This window comes from Ruegeria sp. C2, assembly GCF_056537765.1.
This window is the reverse complement of sequence record NZ_JBQFRZ010000001.1, coordinates 821,193-836,847: the sequence shown is the minus strand read 5'-3', so window position 1 is coordinate 836,847 and position 15,655 is coordinate 821,193. Positions and strand designations below refer to the sequence as shown.

Here is a 15,655-nt window from a genome sequence, read left to right as displayed (position 1 = left end):
AACCCGTGCCTGTAATCCAACGATTTCAGCACCACCGAAGCAAGGGGCAAGAGAAGGCATGCAAACATTACTCAGCGTCACACCGGGCGGTCCCGAGTCTTTGGAGCTAACCACACTGCCCGACCCGACACCTGGCAAGGGCGAACTGCTGATCCGTGTCCGGGCTGCTGGTGTGAACTTCCCCGATACTCTGATCATTCGCGATCTGTATCAGATGAAGCCACCACGTCCCTTTGCTCCGGGCGGAGAGATTGCGGGCGAAGTCCTCGCGCTTGGTGACGGAGTGTCAGGATTTGAGATCGGCGATCGTGTTTTGGCCCTGTCCGGGCATGGAGGGTTCTCGACACATCTTACCCCCAAAGCTGCGACTGCGGTGAAGATTCCCGACACGATGCCTTTTGATGACGCTGCCTGTTTCATTTTTACCTACGGCACATCTTATCACGCTCTGAAAGACCGGGCACAGCTGCAGGCCGGAGAAACCGTTCTGGTATTGGGCGCGGCTGGTGGCGTGGGGTCTGCAGCAATAGAGCTGGCCAAGGCTATGGGCGCGCGCGTCATTGCGGCGGTTTCTTCCGAAGACAAGGCAGAGTTCTGCAAACAGATTGGTGCGGATGAGACGCTCGTTTACTCGCGCGAATTGGATCGAGGCTCCCAGAAAGCGCTTTCCGCCAAGATCAAATCGCTTGCTGGGGGCGATGGGGTCGACGTCGTCTATGACGCCGTGGGCGGAGACTATGCCGAACCCGCCTTGCGCAGCATGGCATGGGGCGGGCGCTATTTGGTGGTCGGTTTTCCGGCAGGCATCCCGAGCCTTCCGTTGAATCTGACCCTGCTCAAAGGCTGCCAGATTGTTGGGGTCTTTTGGGGCGCATCGGTGTTTCGCGACCCCAAAGGCCATGCTCGAAATATTGAAGAGCTATTTACACTCTACAACGACGGAAAAATCTCGCCACGTATCAGCTTGCGATTGCCCCTGACACGCGCGGCAGAGGCAATTGAGCTGCTGGAACAGCGTTCGGTTCTCGGAAAGGTCGTTGTGACAATGCAGGATGTGTGATCCTTATTACATCTGCAAATATTCCCATCAGCCACGATGCGTCGATGCGACCTTACCTTCTCTGAACGAGGCCGCTGGACGCCCAGATTATTCGAGTTTATGAAAAAGAGAGATGGGGACAGTTTGAAGATGCATAATATCCTGGTTCTGAATGGTCCGAACCTGAATTTGCTGGGCACAAGACAGCCCGAGGTTTACGGCCATACGACATTGAAGATGATCGAAGACCTGTGCGTGTCTCACGGCCAGACGATTGGCCTGTCGGTTTCTCATCTTCAGTCCAATCACGAAGGCGCCCTGATCGATGCGATCCATTCGGCACGCGGGGTGCAGGATGGCATCGTTCTGAATGCCGGTGGCTATACCCATACTTCGGTGGCCCTGATGGATGCGATCTCCTCGGCGCAAGTGCCGACGGTCGAGGTGCATCTGTCTAACATCCACGCTCGTGAGGTGTTTCGTCATACCTCTTACATCGCCCGAGTCGCGATCGGCCAAATCTGCGGATTTGGCGCACAAAGCTATGTCATGGCGCTTGACGCCCTTGCAGCCCATCTCAGCGAGAGGAGCGTGGTATGAACCTCAGGGAATACCTCAGCTTTCTAAGTTATACCAAGACTCTAGAAGAGCTTTGGGACGCGCATTGCCGCCAGATGGCAGGGTATGGTTTCGATCGGCTGCTCTATGGTTATACGCAATATCGCACTGCGACTTCGCTAGGTGATCCCGAAGATTTTGTTATCCTCAGCAACCATTGTACCAACTATCTGGACGGCTTTTTGCGTTCCGGGCTTTATTTCCACGCCCCGATGCTGAAGTGGGCGCTGGATAATGAAGGCGCGGCAAGCTGGAGCATGATAAATGACATGATGTCCAGCGGTGTAATGTCAGCCGAGGAACGCAGAGTATATGACTTCAACAAATCTTTTGGTGTGACGTCTGGCTATACAGTCAGCTTCAATTCGGTCTCGATGCGTTCAAAAGGCGCTATTTCGTTGGCAGCGCGTGACCACGACCAGAAAGAGATGGACGAGGTCTGGCGCAAGCATGGTGATGATATTCTGCTGATGAACAATGTTGCTCATCTGAAAATACTCACCTTGCCGTACAACGCTCCGAACCGCGCCTTGACGAAACGCCAGCGTGAAGCCCTGCAATGGGTGGGTGACGGAAAGACCACGCAAGATATTGCCCTGCTGATGGGGCTAACGGCGGCGACCGTAGAAAAACACCTCCGGCTCGCGCGCGAAGCGCTCTCGGTTGAGACGACGGCCCAGGCCGTATTGAAGGCCGCGCTTCAGAATCAGATGTTCGTGATGGAAGTCTGACCCGGTTCTGACGCCGTATTGCGTCAGATTGACCTTGGGTAAGGAATACATGACTTTCCGAATCTATCTATAAAATTGCAAATTGATACTGTTCCGTGAGTGGTGGCTTTAGCCAGGGAACATTCTGATCAGATCTTTGCCATAACAAAGCTCTCTGATTGATCTGACCAAGAGGCGCCTATTCGTCCGCGTCACTTAGTTGGAAATTGTTGAGGGGCCCTGTCCATCCCCATCATGCGGGGCCCCTCAATCTCACCAGAAAATCGTGCCATCAGCTTGTACCTACAAGAAACTGATAGTTACTTGTTTCATATGAAAAAACCCGACTGCGTGAGCAGCCGGGTTCTTGAATTTCAATGCCAGAAAATAGCTTGCGTTAGCCCTGAGCGGCCTTTGCAACTTCTGCGGCAAAGTCTTCTTTTTCGACTACGATGCCTTCGCCGACTTCCATGCGAACAAATCCGGTGATGGTTGCGCCCGCTTCCTTGGCCGCTGCTTCGACGGTCAGGTCAGGGTTCACAACGAAGGACTGGTTCAACAGGGTCGATTCGGCGACGAATTTCTTCATACGGCCTTCGATCATCTTTTCGATCACCTGCTCCGGCTTGCCGGATTCACGGGCGATGTCCATCTGAACCTGCTTTTCTTTCTCGACAACAGCCGGGTCCATGTCCGCTTCGGACAGAGCTGCGGGGTTCACAGCCGCGATGTGCATCGCAACCTGCTTGCCGATCGCTTCGTCGCCACCGGTCAAAGCAACCAGAACGCCGATTTTGCCCATGCCGTTGGTGGCTGCGTTGTGGACGTAGGAAACCACAGTGTCGCCCGACAGTTTGGCCATGCGGCGTACCGACATGTTTTCACCAATGGTGGCGATCTTGTCGGTCAGGGTGTCTGCAACCGACTTGCCGCCCAGATCAGCAGCCAGCAGAGCGTCGATGTCGTCAACGCCTTCGGCAGCGTAGGTGATCTTGCCAACCATTTCCTGGAAGTCGGCGTTTTTCGCAACGAAGTCGGTTTCCGAGTTCACTTCGACAGCAACACCGTTGCCACCGTTGACGTGAACAGCAACCAGACCTTCTGCTGCGGTACGGCCCGATTTCTTGGCCGCTTTGGCCAGACCTTTGGTGCGCAGCCAGTCGACGGCTTCGTCCATGTTACCGCCGGTTTCGGTCAGCGCCTTCTTTGCGTCCATCATGCCTGCGCCGGTCGAGTCGCGCAGTTCTTTAACCATTGCTGCTGTGATTGCCATCTTTAGGCTCTCCTCAATTCAAACGGAATTGGGGCAGGTCTACCCTGCCCCATATGTCAATAACGTGACGGGCAGCTTACGCTTCGGCTTTGGCTTCCGGTGCGGCTTCTTCTGCGGGTGCTTCTTCAGCAACCACTTCCTCAACCGGAGCTTCTTCGAACGCGCCCAGGTCAACACCTGCAGCACCCATCTGAGCGGTCATACCGTCCAGAGCGGCACGTGCAGCTAGGTCACAGTACAGAGCGATTGCGCGGGCCGCGTCGTCGTTGCCGGGGATGATGTAGTCAACGCCGTCGGGCGAGCAGTTAGTATCGACAACAGCCACAACCGGGATACCCAGCTTGTTGGCTTCGGCGATGGCCAGTGCTTCTTTTTTGACGTCGATGACGAACAGCAGATCAGGAACGCCGCCCATTTCGCGGATACCGCCCAGCGATGCCTGCAGCTTGGCCTGATCACGCTCCATGCCCAGACGCTCTTTCTTGGTCAGGCCTTCAGCGCCCGATTCCATCGCTTCGTCGATTTGGTTCAGACGGTTGATCGACTGGGAAACGGTTTTCCAGTTGGTCAGCGTGCCGCCCAGCCAGCGGTGGTTCATGTAGTACTGAGCCGACTTTTCAGCCGCTTCAGCGATCGGGCCAGCGGCCTGACGCTTGGTGCCTACGAACAGAACGCGGCCACCTTTAGCGACGGTGTCACGAACAGCCTGCAGAGCCTGATCCAGCATTGGAACGGTCTGGGTCAGGTCCATGATGTGGATTCCATTGCGCGAGCCGTAGATGAACGGGCCCATGCGGGGATTCCAACGCTGTGTCTGGTGACCAAAGTGAACGCCAGCTTCCAGCAGCTGACGCATGGAGAACTCGGGAAGAGCCATGCTATTCTTTCCTTTTCCGGTTTACGCCTCGGCGGGGGTGAAAGAAGCGGATGCTCCAACCGGCGGGCCAGATAAGGATGTCTCCCCTATAAAGCCCAAACCCCGCCTGCGGGTTTGAATGGCGCGCGTATACGGCAGGTTTGGTGGCAGCGCAAGGGCCTTTTGCCCTTATTTTTCAAGCAAAGCGAGCGCATGGGCGTGACGCACAGCCTCTTCGCAATGCGTGGCCAATTCCTTGCGATTACCGAAGTCGTTTACTTTTGCTGGCGCGTGATAGATCAGCTCAACCGATCCTTGCCTGCGTGCGCCGAGCGTTTTCAACAAGTGAGGCCCGAAATCCATATCGCCCCACCAGCCATAGAACCGGCCCGGCTGCTCTTTGGGTGCGTGATAGACAACAGACACCGGTTGTACATACATGAAATCACGCAATTCATCAGCAAAGAATGCAGCGAAAAGCGTTGATTTGAATGGCAAAACGCGAAGACCGTCAGTCGAGGTGCCTTCCGGAAAGAACAAGAGTTTATGGCCTGCAGATAGGCGTTCTCGAAATACAAGTGTTTGTTCGCGCGCTTTCTTTCGGTCGCGTTCGATAAATACCGTTCCGGTCGCGCGGGCCAGCCAACCGATACCGGGCCATTTCGCGACCTCGGCCTTTGAAACAAAATAGACACGCTTGCGCGCGTTGAGCGCAAAGATATCAAGCCATGAAGTATGGTTCGCGACGACAGCACCGCGTTCTTGCATCAACGTGCCGGAGGATCGAAAACCGATGCCCAAGATGCGAAATGCATTTCGGCAGACCATCTGAGTGATGAACGGCGTGATCGGGCGACGGAGCCCGAACAGGGGACGCTCGATCATGCGCACGATTAGCAGAATGATCAGCCCACCAAAAACAAGCACCGCCAATGGCAAACCGCGCAAGATTGCCAAGAGCCAGCCCGCGATTCCCAGTTCTAAAGGATCGGGATCGTCGTCACTTTGCCACGAGGTGTCGCTCACCGGTTCAGGCTCCGCTGTAAATTCGGCGCTGCCGTTCGTTCATACGGGCGGTATCAAGGATCAGGCACACATCAGTCGTGTTAAAGGCATGATCGATAAAGACCCCCTCGCCCACAAAACCTCCCAGGCGCAGGTAAGCTTTGATCAGCGCGGGCACCTGCACCATTGCTGCTCGGCGGTCCAGTGCGTCCTTCGCGACCAGATCCATCGATTGATATACGTCCGGCTGCGCGCGAACCCTGAGATCAAGTGGGGCCAGATGATTGTGATGTAGCATCGACAGCGGCTGCGCCAGAGCATGGATATCGATGCCGTGAAAGCTGGCAACTCCGAACAGAACCTCGATCTCTCGTTCAGCTACGTATGCGGCCAATCCGTTCCAAAGATGGTACATCGCGGTGCCGCCGCGATAGTCCCGATGCAAGCAAGATCGGCCGAGTTCCAGCAGCTTTCGTCCGCTTTCCTTAAGCACGGTCAGATCATACTCATCTTCGGAATAGAACTGCCCAAGTTCTGCGGCGCGTTCACCCGGTAAAAGCCTGTAAACACCGACGGTTTTCCCAGTCTGATTGTCGACAGCCAGCATATGGTCAAAATACGGATCGAATTGATCTCGTTCCAATCTGGCCTCGTGATCGACCATTTCGCCGCCGCCGCCAAGTTCTTGAACGAATACATCATAGCGCAGACGCTGAGCGGCGCGCAGTTCATCATCGGTTTCGGCCAGCTTAATTGTGAACGAAGGGCCTGTGTCTGGCATCGAGAATTCCGTCTAAGAGTTTTGCGCTGATAGCGCAGGTTTCCGGGCGATGGCAATATTTCCGCGACGGTTCGCACTTATGGTCGACGGCGTTAACCTTTCCTAAACCAGTTTCACGGATCAAAGACCGGCATCAGGGCTATGCGTGTCCCGTCGATTACCACTTTTCCCTGCTCGCGAAAGTTCACGGTGATCTTGCCTCCGATATTGGACTGCACCTGTCCAACGCCCCAATCGGGGAAATCGGGGTGGCGGACATACATGCCTGGTGCAAGAATAGCATTCAGGTCTGTCATATCGGGGCTCCGGCTTCTTGCGGCAGATACAGCAGGAGGTACGCATGGGTGCAACTGACGTCAACCTGGCCGAGTTGATCGGATCGCGGATTTGCCATGACCTGATCAGCCCGATCGGGGCTATTACCAACGGGTTGGAACTGTTGGAGATGGTCGGTGCAGTGCAAGGCCCTGAGATGGAGCTGATCTCGGGCAGTGTCGGCAGCGCGGGCGCACGGATCCGGTTCTTTCGGGTGGCCTTTGGCTCTGCCAGCGATCAGCCTCTGGGGCGGACCGAAGTGAGCGAGCTGTTGCGTGACGTGGAACGCGCGGGTCGGGTCCGCATCAACTGGAACCTGACAGATGCGTTGCCCCGCAATCAGGTCAAACTGGCCTTTTTGGCCCTGATGTGTTGCGAAAGCGCGATGCCCTTTGGTGGTGAGGTTGATATCACGACACAAGACGGCGCATGGGCTGTGACAGGTGTTGCCGACAAGCTGAATATCGACGGCAGCCTGTGGAAGGGCGTCGTGAACGGTTGCTTTGGCGATAAAGTCAGCCCGGCACAGGTTCAATTCGCGCTTCTGCCGCAGACCGCGTCCGCGATGGGGCGCAGGGTCGCGGCGGAAACCACCGCAACCCGCGTCACGCTGAAGTTCTAGCTACGGACGGTTCCGTTACCACGCACCAAATACTTGAAACTGGTAAGTTGAGCGGCGCCAACTGGGCCGCGCGCATGCATCTTGCCTGTGGCAATGCCGATCTCGGCGCCCATACCAAACTCTCCACCATCCGCGAACTGGGTCGAGGCGTTGTGCATCAGGATCGCGCTGTCTAGCCGTTCGAAGAATCGATCGGCGGCGACGGCATCCTCAGTCATGATGCAATCGGTGTGGTTTGAGCCGTATCTCCGAATATGCGCGATGGCCGCATCAATATCAGCGACGGGTCGCGCGGCAATGATGCTGTCGAGATATTCTTTGCCCCAGTCTGCATCTGTAGCGGGCACAGTATTATCAGTCGCCAACACACCTTCTGCGTGCACCACGACACCAGCAGTCTGAAGCGCCGCAACAAGATCGCGACCAAGCGTTTCGGCCACGTCTTGATGAATCAGCAAGCACTCTGCAGCGCCGCAAATGCCGGTGCGACGGGTTTTGGCGTTCAGCACAACATCCAGCGTTTTCTGCGGATCTGCGGCTTTGTCGACATAGATATGAACGATGCCTTCAAGATGCGCAAAGACCGGCACGCGGGCCTCGCGTTGGACAAGGCCCACAAGACCTTTGCCGCCTCGGGGCACAATGACGTCGACGTAATCGGTCATGGTCAAAAGCTCTTGCACAGCGGCGCGGTCGCGGGTGGGCACAAGCTGTATGGCATCTTCGGGCAAATTTGCGGCTTTCAGCCCCTCGACCAGACAGGCGTGGATCGCAGTTGATGAATGAAAACTTTCCGACCCGCCACGCAAGATCACCGCATTGCCGGATTTCAGGCACAGAGCGCCCGCATCGGCCGTCACATTCGGGCGGCTTTCATAGATCACGCCAATCACGCCCAGAGGCGTACGCACGCGCTGAATGTTCAGGCCCGAGGCCATGTCCCATTCGGCCATCACCTCACCCACCGGATCGGCCTGATCAGCCACTGTGCGCAGACCGTCAACCATGCCCTGAACGCGCGCCTCATCCAGCATCAACCGGTCCATCATTGCGGGGCTAAGGCCCTTCTCGCGACCGAACTCAAGATCTTTCTTATTGGCTTCGATGATGTCGGCGCGATTGTTCCAAACAGCTTCGGCTGCCGCAATCAGTGCTGCGTGCTTGCGTTCGGCATTTGCAAAGGCAAGCTCTTGCGAGGCGGCTTTGGCGCGCGCACCAAGGTCGGTCATCATTGCGGGAATGTTGTCGAAATCCTTCATCTCAAGCGCCTTTCGGTTTCAGTATATCAGGTCGCGCCGTCACAGCGCCAGATCGTCCCGGTGGATCAACGCCGCTCGGCCGGGATAACCCAGTGTCGCTTCGATCTCGGACGATTTCCGCCCTTTGATCGCATCCGCCTCTTGCGCGGTATAGCGGCTGAGCCCTTGTGCCAACCTCCGTGCCTGCGCATCCAGAATGGCCACGGGATCGCCGCGACCAAAATCTCCGTTCACCGCAACGATGCCAGCGGGTAGCAGGCTCTTGCCATTGGAGAGCGCCTTTGCCGCGCCGTCGTCGATCACGATCTCACCACGCGGTTTCATAGCCGAGATCCAGCGTTTCCGTGCCGCATGCGGATCGAGCGTGGCGGTGAACCAAGTGCAGTTTGCGCCATTTTCAAGCGTTTTCAGCGGGTTCAGGGGCGATCCTTCGGTAATTGCCATGTCACACCCAGCCGCCGTCGCCATCTTAGCGGCCAGGAGTTTGGTCTTCATGCCACCTTTGGATAACCCCGACCCGGCATCGCCCGCCATTGCTTCGATCTCGGGCGTGATTTGTTCAATCACATCGTAACGGGTGGCTGATGCGTCCTCGTTGGGATTGCCCGAATAGAACCCATCGACATCCGAGAGCAGGATCAACTGATCCGCCCCGATAGTCACGGCAATTTGCGCCGCAAGCCGGTCATTGTCGCCATATCGGATCTCATCCGTTGCGACTGTGTCGTTTTCGTTGACAATAGGAACTACCCCCAGACCCAGAAGAGTTTCCAGAGTAGCGCGCGAGTTCAGGTACCGTCGCCGATCTGCGCTGTCTTCCAACGTAACCAGCACTTGGGCGGTCTTGATCTCATGCGGTGCCAACGCTTCTTCATACGCACGGGCGAGCCGGATTTGCCCAACGGCCGCAGCGGCCTGCGATTGTTCCAGCGGCAGGTTCTGCATCGGCAGGCCAAGTACGCCTCGACCCAACGCGATTGACCCGGACGAGACCAGAACGACGTCCGTCCCCTGCCCCTTCAGCCAGGCCACGTCCTGTGCCAGAGATTTCAGCCAATCCGACCTGAGCAATCCTGTGTCCCGGTCGACCAACAAGGCCGATCCGATCTTGACCACCAGCCGGCGGGCATGAGTCAGGGTTGCCAAGGCGCAGCCTCCTCAGCAGGCTTCTGACGCAGGCGGTTTTCGTCGATTTGTGCCCGCAAAGCACGCAACACTTCGGTCACGCCCAGATGTGCGACGCCGGACATGGTCATGACCGGGCCGCCGACGGCCTCTTGCAGTTCGGTCTTGATCAGGTCGCGTTCCTCATCATCCAGCGCGTCAATCTTGTTCAAGACGGTGATACGCGGCTTATCCGCCAGCTCTCCGCCGTAAGCTTCGAGTTCGGTGATGATGGTGTGGTAGTCCTCAACCACAGTGTCCGAGGTGCCGTCGACCAGATGCAGCAGCACCGCACAGCGTTCCACGTGGCCAAGAAACCGGTCTCCAATTCCGCGACCTTCGTGCGCGCCTTCGATCAGACCGGGAATGTCCGCCACGACGAATTCCACGTTATCAACGCCGACAACGCCCAGATTGGGGTGTAGCGTAGTGAACGGATAGTCAGCGATCTTGGGACGGGCATTCGATGTTGCTGCCAGAAAGGTCGACTTGCCAGCGTTGGGCATGCCCAACAGGCCCACATCCGCAATCAGCTTCAACCGCAGCCAGATCGTGCGGTCGATCCCCGCCTGCCCCGGATTGGCGCGACGCGGGGCCTGATTGGTGGCTGATTTGAAATGCAAGTTGCCAAAGCCGCCATTGCCGCCCTTGGCCAGAAGGAACCGTTGGCCGACCTCGGTCAGGTCGCAGATCACGGTTTCTTCGTCTTCGTCCAGAATCTCGGTCCCAACCGGAACGCGCAGGACGATATCATCACCATCCTTGCCGGTACGCTGCTGCCCGCGACCGGGCTGGCCGTTCTTGGCGAAAAAATGCTGCTGGTAGCGGAAATCGATCAGGGTATTCAGCCCGTCCACAACCTCGGCCCAGACCGAGCCGCCCTTACCGCCGTCCCCACCATCGGGCCCGCCGTATTCGATGTACTTTTCGCGTCTAAAGCTGACGCAGCCGCCACCTCCGGCCCCGGACCGGATGTAGACCTTTGCAAGATCGAGAAATTTCATGTGTGTCCCCTACTGCAAAGGCCCCATCGGCCACAAGTCAGAGTTTCTTTGTATAGGTCCAGGTGGGCACATTCGCATCGCGCGCCACCGAATAACTTTCCGCATCGCCAAGATACTGGAACCCGCAATGAGTCAGCACCCGAGCCGAGGCCGGGTTATCCTGAAACACGCTGGCGAACATGTTGGCGTTCTCCAGCGGGTTGGCGTTCACCAATGCTTCGACGGCCAGCGATGCCACACCCGTATTCCAATAGACTGGGGCGACCCAATAACCGACCTCGGACTGGTTGCGGTCCAGCCGGGTCAGGGAAATCACGCCGATCAGTTCTGGTCCGCCATCTTTGGTGGCATCCATCGCCCAGACATCCTCGTCCCGGTCCTCGGCCATCGCGCGCGTGACATACGCTTCGATTGAACCCGGCGGGAGTGGATGCGGTATGCTGGAAGTCATGCGCGCCACGCGCTCATCGCCTGCATAATGTTCGATGAGACCCATATCCGACCGACGCAAGGGGCGCAGATCGAACCGCTCGGTTTCAATGACCGGCTGGTTTATTATCGTCTCAAGTTTCATGAGTGCGTTCCTCCTCCGAACAACACAAAAAGTACGGACGCAACAGTGACACTCGCTAACGTCCACATCAGATATTTTTCCGCAGGGCGTCCTTCAACCGCATGGGCGATCCGATCCCCTGCAAAAGTCCAGATCGGGTGTAAAATCACCTGGCAAAGCAACAAACAGACAGCAATCGTAAACGTTGCGTTAAAGCTGGATGTTCCCGCTGCGACAAACCCCGTGAAACCGGCGATAATCATCGCCCAGGCTTTGGGATTAAGCGGATGCACGACCAACCCGGCCAAGAAGCCGGGGACCTGCTCATCCGCCTGCCCTCTGGAAAGCCGCAGATTAGCGATTTTCCATGCCAGCCAGCAAATATAGGCAGCAGAGGCGTATTTGAGCGCTTCGAACATCAGCGGCGCCTGATCGGCCACCTGCATCAGTCCAAACCCGACAGGCCAGATGATCAACTGTTTACCCAGAATGACCCCGCCTACAAAGGGCAGCGCCGCCCGAAAGCCATAACGCGCACCTGTTCCCAGGAGGACCATGTTGGCTGGCCCCGGCGTGCCGACCTGAGAGGCGGCAAAAATCAGGAAACTGGTGGTTGCGACGGCCATCGGGTTCTTGTTCACAACTGCGTTAAAACGAAAAAGGGACCGGCACTTTGTGCCGGTCCCCCATGAATTTTTCTTAAACCTTCTGGGTTTCGGCTTACTCTGCGGCCTCCGCCACTGGCAGGACCGAAATAAAGGTGCGGTTTTTAAGTCCCTTATGGAACTTCACGGCGCCATCGGTGGTTGCAAAGATGGTATGGTCTTTGCCCATGCCTACGCCTTCGCCCGGCCAGAACTTGGTGCCGCGCTGACGCACGATGATGTTGCCTGCGATGGCGGCCTGGCCACCATACAGTTTCACGCCAAGGCGGCGACCAGCTGAGTCGCGACCGTTACGGGAGGAACCGCCAGCTTTCTTATGTGCCATTCTCTCTCTCCTTAGCCCTGAGCCAGCTCTTTGGCTTGCTCAACCCATTCGGGTTTTACTTTGATGGTGTCGATAGCAGCAATCTGCTCATCCGACAAGGCGGCCAGAGCGGCAAAGCTCTCGATACCGGCCTCAACCAGCTTTTTGGCAGCGGCAGGGCCGACACCGTTCAGCTTGGTCAGATCGTCAGCGGCAGCAGCGGCGGGTGCCTCTGCCTTGGCTTCAGCTTTCTTGGCAGGCTTTGCAGCAGGTGCCGCTTCGCCAGCCGGAGCGGAACCGGTTGCAGCTTTGATGCCCGACTTGTCAGCGCCCGACAACAGGATGTCGGTGATCTTGACCAGAGTCAGTTTCTGACGGTGGCCAACGGTACGCTTCGAGCTGTGCTTACGACGGCGCTTGACGAATTTGATGACCTTGTCACCTTTGATCTGTTCGATCACTTCGGCCTGTACGCCTGCGCCTTCAACGAAAGGTGCACCAACAACCGGAGCGTCGCCGCCCAGCATCAGAACATCGTTGAATTGAACTTTTTCACCTGCGTCGGCAGCCAGTTTTTCAACGCGGAGCACATCGCCCGCCTGAACCTTGTACTGCTTGCCGCCAGTCTTGAGGACCGCAAACATGCGTCTTTCCTTTTCTAACCCGCGTTCTGTGGTCCCCGGTTGGGTGTTACTGGCCTCGGCCACCTCGAACAGCGCGCCCTTTTCGGGCTGTGTGACGACCCGCGGGACCAGCCCGATAGGTCAATAATAACGAGACCCGGCGCGGAGATTCCGGCCGGGATGCGCGCTTATCTAAACATTCAGGGGCAAAGTCAACCCAATTCGGCAGTCACAGATCAGAGGCTTGCATTGCCTGTGCAACAATCTGTCCCAACTGGAATGAGATGCCGTCGATCATCTGATCGAACCCTTCAAACAGTGCCTTGTTCAAGGCCCGTCCGGTTTCGGTACGTGAAAAGGCGATATTTTCCCGCATCTCGGATTCGGACAGCGGCTGATAAGCCATTAACAGGAAGGAGTACATCCATTCCGTCGTCTCTTCCTTTGTTTCGTCCTGCTGCGCGAGCAACTGCTCAAGCCACGCCCCTTCGTCCGCAAGCGGCCCCTGCCCGCTCGCCAGTCCCCGGTAGAAGCTGAGATCGGCACTCAGTGTTCCCCGGACATTCTGTTCAATCAGGTCATTGACCTGAACATACTCATCAACCAGGCGGAACAAGGCATCGTCATGATCAGCCTGTTCATAAGCTGCGCGGGCCATCTCCTCAATCGCATCGTCGGACAAGGCTCGGCGGGCCGAATTCTCGAGCGATACTATGGTCTGGCCCAGATCACTTTCGAAGAAGATTGCGGCCTGTTCCAGTTGAGCGTCGGTCATATTCCGTTCTACAGCGTTCGACATTTGCTGATGCATCCAGACCGGATCATAGAGCTCTTCGATCTGAGCCTCGAAATAGGATCCGCCCGCGCTGCCGAGTATCGTTTCATTTATCGACTGGCCTTGGGTCTGCCCCTCTTCGCTCAGGATTTCAAGGAACTCTGACAGCTGCATAGCCTGCGTCAGACGCTCAACCTGCTCCCCAGCGGCGAGCGGGACGGCTGATAGGAACAGCGCCAGTACAGCGTCCAGTAAGCGCATCAGATGTCTTGCGCAGGGCGCAGCTCGGCCATACGCGTGGCCAGAACCTCAAAGCGCATGGCCATGATCTCGTACTGAATGGCATTCAGCAGCTCATACACCTCCTGCATCAGCGGCTGCTCCAGCGCTTCGACATAGGCATCTACATCCGCATCCGAGAAGTCCTGATACGTATAGGCCGCGCCTGCCAGTGCAGATATCTGCAAGGACCGACGCGTTTCGCCCTCGTTCTGTCGCATCATCTCACGCAATTCGTCGCCATTGAGTTGCAGTTCAATGATGCCGGACGCGCTGGCCGCCAGCAAAAACCGCACCTGAATTTCCTGCAGAGCCCGCAAAGATGTATCGCTTGCATCCACAGCCCGGTTCATCCGCTTCAAGCTTTCGACGCGGTTCGAGCCGCTTTTGATCAACTCGGACACAATCTCCTGCCCTTGCTGCTGTTTCGCCGCGTCATCGTCGTCCATATGCGCGGCGTTCTCAGCAACAACCAGTCTTTGCCCCAGATCCGACGCGTAGAATTCAACCGCATGTTTCAGGGCATCGTCGTTGAGGGTCTGTTCGAGTATCGAAACGGCTGTATCGTGCATCTCTTCGGTATCGAACACCTCTTCGGTCAGCCTGCTCCAATCCGAGCCGAAGCCGTCAGCATCAATCCCCAGCATTTGCGGGGCCGAGGCCGAAGCCAGTGCAATGCTCTCAAGCGCCACATCGAAACCGGTTGTGGTCAGAAACGCCTCGATCCGGTCGCGGTTCGCTGCTTGGGCGGTTGAAGTGAAGGCGAGCAGCGGCAGGACAAGCCAAAGGGTGAAACGGCGTAGATGATAGGTCATGACTATCAGCCTAGGTGTTTTCTGCGTACTGGCAATGGAAAATCCCGTCTTAGTGAATTTCGGGAATTTTCTGCTTGCACCCCTGCGCGTTCCTCACTAAATCCCCCCCTCACAGACCCCCGCGGAGAGGTGCCGGAGTGGTCGAACGGGGCGGTCTCGAAAACCGTTGTGGGTGCAAGCCCACCCAGGGTTCGAATCCCTGTCTCTCCGCCACAATTCTTCAAGCCCCAACATCAAAAAAATTGGCCACAGCGATCGCTGGCGGCGTGAACCCGCCGTTGACTGTGGGGTTAATCAGCGTGCCATGGCTCAAACCCGGAATATGCTGCAATTTCACGGGTTTTCCCCTTTGAGCCGGGGTAGATTTAACCCATCTCGGCGACACATCTTTTGAAGGAGACACTTATGTCACGCCTACTACTTATCGTTGTCATCGCCGCCATTGGCGCTGGCGCCTTTTATTTTGCAACCAAACCCGAGCCCACACCGGCTGAAAAGCTGCAAGCCGCTGCTGAGGATGCGACCGAAGCGGTAGGTGAAGCCGCTTCCGCCGCGCAAGAAGCTGCAACTGAAGCATTGAATGAAGCAACCGAGCAGGCGTCCGAGGCGGCTTCATCGCTCGCGGATCAGGCCAGCGAAGCGGCCTCATCAGTTACCGAACAGGCCAGCGACGCCGCAAACGCGGTGGCCGAACAGGCGGATACGGCCGCCGCTGCGGCAGGCGATCAGGTGGCAGCCCTTGCTGCGCAGGGCCAGGAGCTTCTGAACACCTGGGTGCAGGACGGGATGCTGACCGCGCAAAATTTTGACTATGATGCGATGGTTGCTTCTGTGCAGGACAGCGCATTGGCGCAGAATGTCAAAACACAGGTGATCCAGATCCTCGATGACATCAAAGCTTCGCCAGAAACCGTGGTAGCCAAGATTCAGGACCTGCGCACGCTGATGTCCCAACCCTAAAACACGCGCCGGGTTGGCCACATCAGGCCAACCCG

19 protein-coding genes and 1 tRNA gene are annotated in these 15,655 nt (G+C 57.1%); 6 read left to right on the top strand and 14 right to left on the bottom strand.

Annotated features, from left to right (window positions below):
* Window positions 1-58: 58 nt before the first annotated feature.
* The 3 genes from ACR0IV_RS04215 (at window position 59) to ACR0IV_RS04205 (ending at window position 2,388) form a co-directional block, all read left to right on the top strand.
* Window positions 59-1,060 carry an NADPH:quinone oxidoreductase family protein gene (locus ACR0IV_RS04215; RefSeq protein ID WP_480657682.1) on the top strand — a complete coding sequence of 334 codons (1,002 nt, stop codon included), beginning with the start codon at window positions 59-61 and terminating at the stop codon, window positions 1,058-1,060.
* 129 nt (window positions 1,061-1,189) lie between these two features.
* On the top strand, window positions 1,190-1,639 hold the full coding sequence (aroQ, locus tag ACR0IV_RS04210; RefSeq protein ID WP_480657684.1) for a type II 3-dehydroquinate dehydratase: 450 nt from the start codon (window positions 1,190-1,192) through the stop codon (window positions 1,637-1,639).
* A complete protein-coding gene (locus ACR0IV_RS04205) occupies window positions 1,636-2,388 on the top strand; it encodes an autoinducer binding domain-containing protein (protein WP_480657686.1) in 753 nt (250 codons plus the stop codon). Before aroQ ends, ACR0IV_RS04205 begins: the two co-directional genes overlap by 4 nt.
* Window positions 2,389-2,764: 376 nt before the next feature.
* Here the strand turns inward: ACR0IV_RS04205 and tsf are convergent, their stop codons facing one another.
* From tsf to ACR0IV_RS04180, 5 genes are all read right to left on the bottom strand, one after another.
* Window positions 2,765-3,640 (bottom strand): translation elongation factor Ts, encoded by an 876-nt coding sequence (gene tsf, locus ACR0IV_RS04200; protein ID WP_480657687.1) that lies wholly within the window; start codon window positions 3,638-3,640, stop codon window positions 2,765-2,767.
* A gap of 76 nt (window positions 3,641-3,716) precedes the next feature.
* Window positions 3,717-4,517: a 30S ribosomal protein S2 gene (gene rpsB / locus ACR0IV_RS04195; RefSeq protein ID WP_480469818.1), complete on the bottom strand. Its 801-nt coding sequence runs from the start codon at window positions 4,515-4,517 to the stop codon at window positions 3,717-3,719.
* Between the two features lie 168 nt (window positions 4,518-4,685).
* Entirely contained in the window at window positions 4,686-5,522 is an 837-nt protein-coding gene (gene olsA / locus ACR0IV_RS04190; RefSeq protein ID WP_480657688.1) for a lyso-ornithine lipid O-acyltransferase, read from the bottom strand.
* 4 nt (window positions 5,523-5,526) lie between these two features.
* Window positions 5,527-6,282, bottom strand: coding sequence for an L-ornithine N(alpha)-acyltransferase (gene olsB, locus ACR0IV_RS04185; RefSeq protein ID WP_480657689.1), 756 nt, complete (start codon window positions 6,280-6,282; stop codon window positions 5,527-5,529).
* 113 nt (window positions 6,283-6,395) lie between these two features.
* Window positions 6,396-6,578 carry a DUF3553 domain-containing protein gene (locus ACR0IV_RS04180; RefSeq protein WP_010440107.1) on the bottom strand — a complete coding sequence of 61 codons (183 nt, stop codon included), beginning with the start codon at window positions 6,576-6,578 and terminating at the stop codon, window positions 6,396-6,398.
* A gap of 44 nt (window positions 6,579-6,622) precedes the next feature.
* Between ACR0IV_RS04180 and ACR0IV_RS04175 the strand changes: the two genes are divergently transcribed.
* Complete coding sequence (locus ACR0IV_RS04175) at window positions 6,623-7,219, top strand: histidine phosphotransferase family protein (RefSeq protein WP_480657690.1); 597 nt, start codon at window positions 6,623-6,625, stop codon at window positions 7,217-7,219.
* Here ACR0IV_RS04175 and ACR0IV_RS04170 read toward each other — a convergent pair.
* The 9 genes from ACR0IV_RS04170 to ACR0IV_RS04130 all read right to left on the bottom strand — a co-directional run bounded on the left by ACR0IV_RS04170 (window position 7,216) and on the right by ACR0IV_RS04130 (window position 14,660).
* A complete protein-coding gene (locus ACR0IV_RS04170) occupies window positions 7,216-8,478 on the bottom strand; it encodes a glutamate-5-semialdehyde dehydrogenase (protein ID WP_480657691.1) in 1,263 nt (420 codons plus the stop codon). The two genes, ACR0IV_RS04175 and ACR0IV_RS04170, sit on opposite strands and share 4 nt — an antisense overlap.
* Window positions 8,479-8,517: 39 nt before the next feature.
* Window positions 8,518-9,624 (bottom strand): glutamate 5-kinase, encoded by a 1,107-nt coding sequence (gene proB, locus ACR0IV_RS04165; protein WP_480657692.1) that lies wholly within the window; start codon window positions 9,622-9,624, stop codon window positions 8,518-8,520.
* Window positions 9,612-10,646, bottom strand: a complete 1,035-nt coding sequence (gene obgE, locus ACR0IV_RS04160; protein WP_480657694.1) for a GTPase ObgE — start codon at window positions 10,644-10,646, stop codon at window positions 9,612-9,614. The genes proB and obgE overlap by 13 nt, the downstream gene beginning before the upstream one ends.
* A 37-nt stretch (window positions 10,647-10,683) precedes the next feature.
* Entirely contained in the window at window positions 10,684-11,220 is a 537-nt protein-coding gene (locus ACR0IV_RS04155; RefSeq protein WP_480469825.1) for a GNAT family N-acetyltransferase, read from the bottom strand.
* Window positions 11,217-11,825: a LysE family translocator gene (locus ACR0IV_RS04150; protein WP_480657695.1), complete on the bottom strand. Its 609-nt coding sequence runs from the start codon at window positions 11,823-11,825 to the stop codon at window positions 11,217-11,219. Before ACR0IV_RS04150 ends, ACR0IV_RS04155 begins: the two co-directional genes overlap by 4 nt.
* A gap of 94 nt (window positions 11,826-11,919) precedes the next feature.
* Window positions 11,920-12,189, bottom strand: a complete 270-nt coding sequence (gene rpmA / locus ACR0IV_RS04145) for a 50S ribosomal protein L27 (RefSeq protein WP_039535512.1) — start codon at window positions 12,187-12,189, stop codon at window positions 11,920-11,922.
* An 11-nt stretch (window positions 12,190-12,200) separates the two neighbouring features.
* The gene (locus tag ACR0IV_RS04140; RefSeq protein WP_480657697.1) at window positions 12,201-12,812 is read right to left on the bottom strand and encodes a 50S ribosomal protein L21; all 612 of its coding nucleotides are present in this window, start codon (window positions 12,810-12,812) and stop codon (window positions 12,201-12,203) included.
* A 208-nt stretch (window positions 12,813-13,020) separates the two neighbouring features.
* The gene (locus ACR0IV_RS04135) at window positions 13,021-13,827 is read right to left on the bottom strand and encodes a DUF2059 domain-containing protein (RefSeq protein ID WP_480657699.1); all 807 of its coding nucleotides are present in this window, start codon (window positions 13,825-13,827) and stop codon (window positions 13,021-13,023) included.
* The gene (locus ACR0IV_RS04130) at window positions 13,827-14,660 is read right to left on the bottom strand and encodes a DUF2059 domain-containing protein (RefSeq protein ID WP_480657701.1); all 834 of its coding nucleotides are present in this window, start codon (window positions 14,658-14,660) and stop codon (window positions 13,827-13,829) included. The genes ACR0IV_RS04135 and ACR0IV_RS04130 overlap by 1 nt, the downstream gene beginning before the upstream one ends.
* 123 nt (window positions 14,661-14,783) lie before the next feature.
* Here ACR0IV_RS04130 and ACR0IV_RS04125 point away from each other — a divergent pair.
* Both ACR0IV_RS04125 and ACR0IV_RS04120 read left to right on the top strand, forming a co-directional pair.
* Window positions 14,784-14,873 (top strand) — tRNA-Ser (locus tag ACR0IV_RS04125).
* A 192-nt stretch (window positions 14,874-15,065) separates the two neighbouring features.
* Complete coding sequence (locus tag ACR0IV_RS04120; protein WP_480657702.1) at window positions 15,066-15,620, top strand: hypothetical protein; 555 nt, start codon at window positions 15,066-15,068, stop codon at window positions 15,618-15,620.
* The last annotated feature ends 35 nt before the right edge of the window (window positions 15,621-15,655 follow it).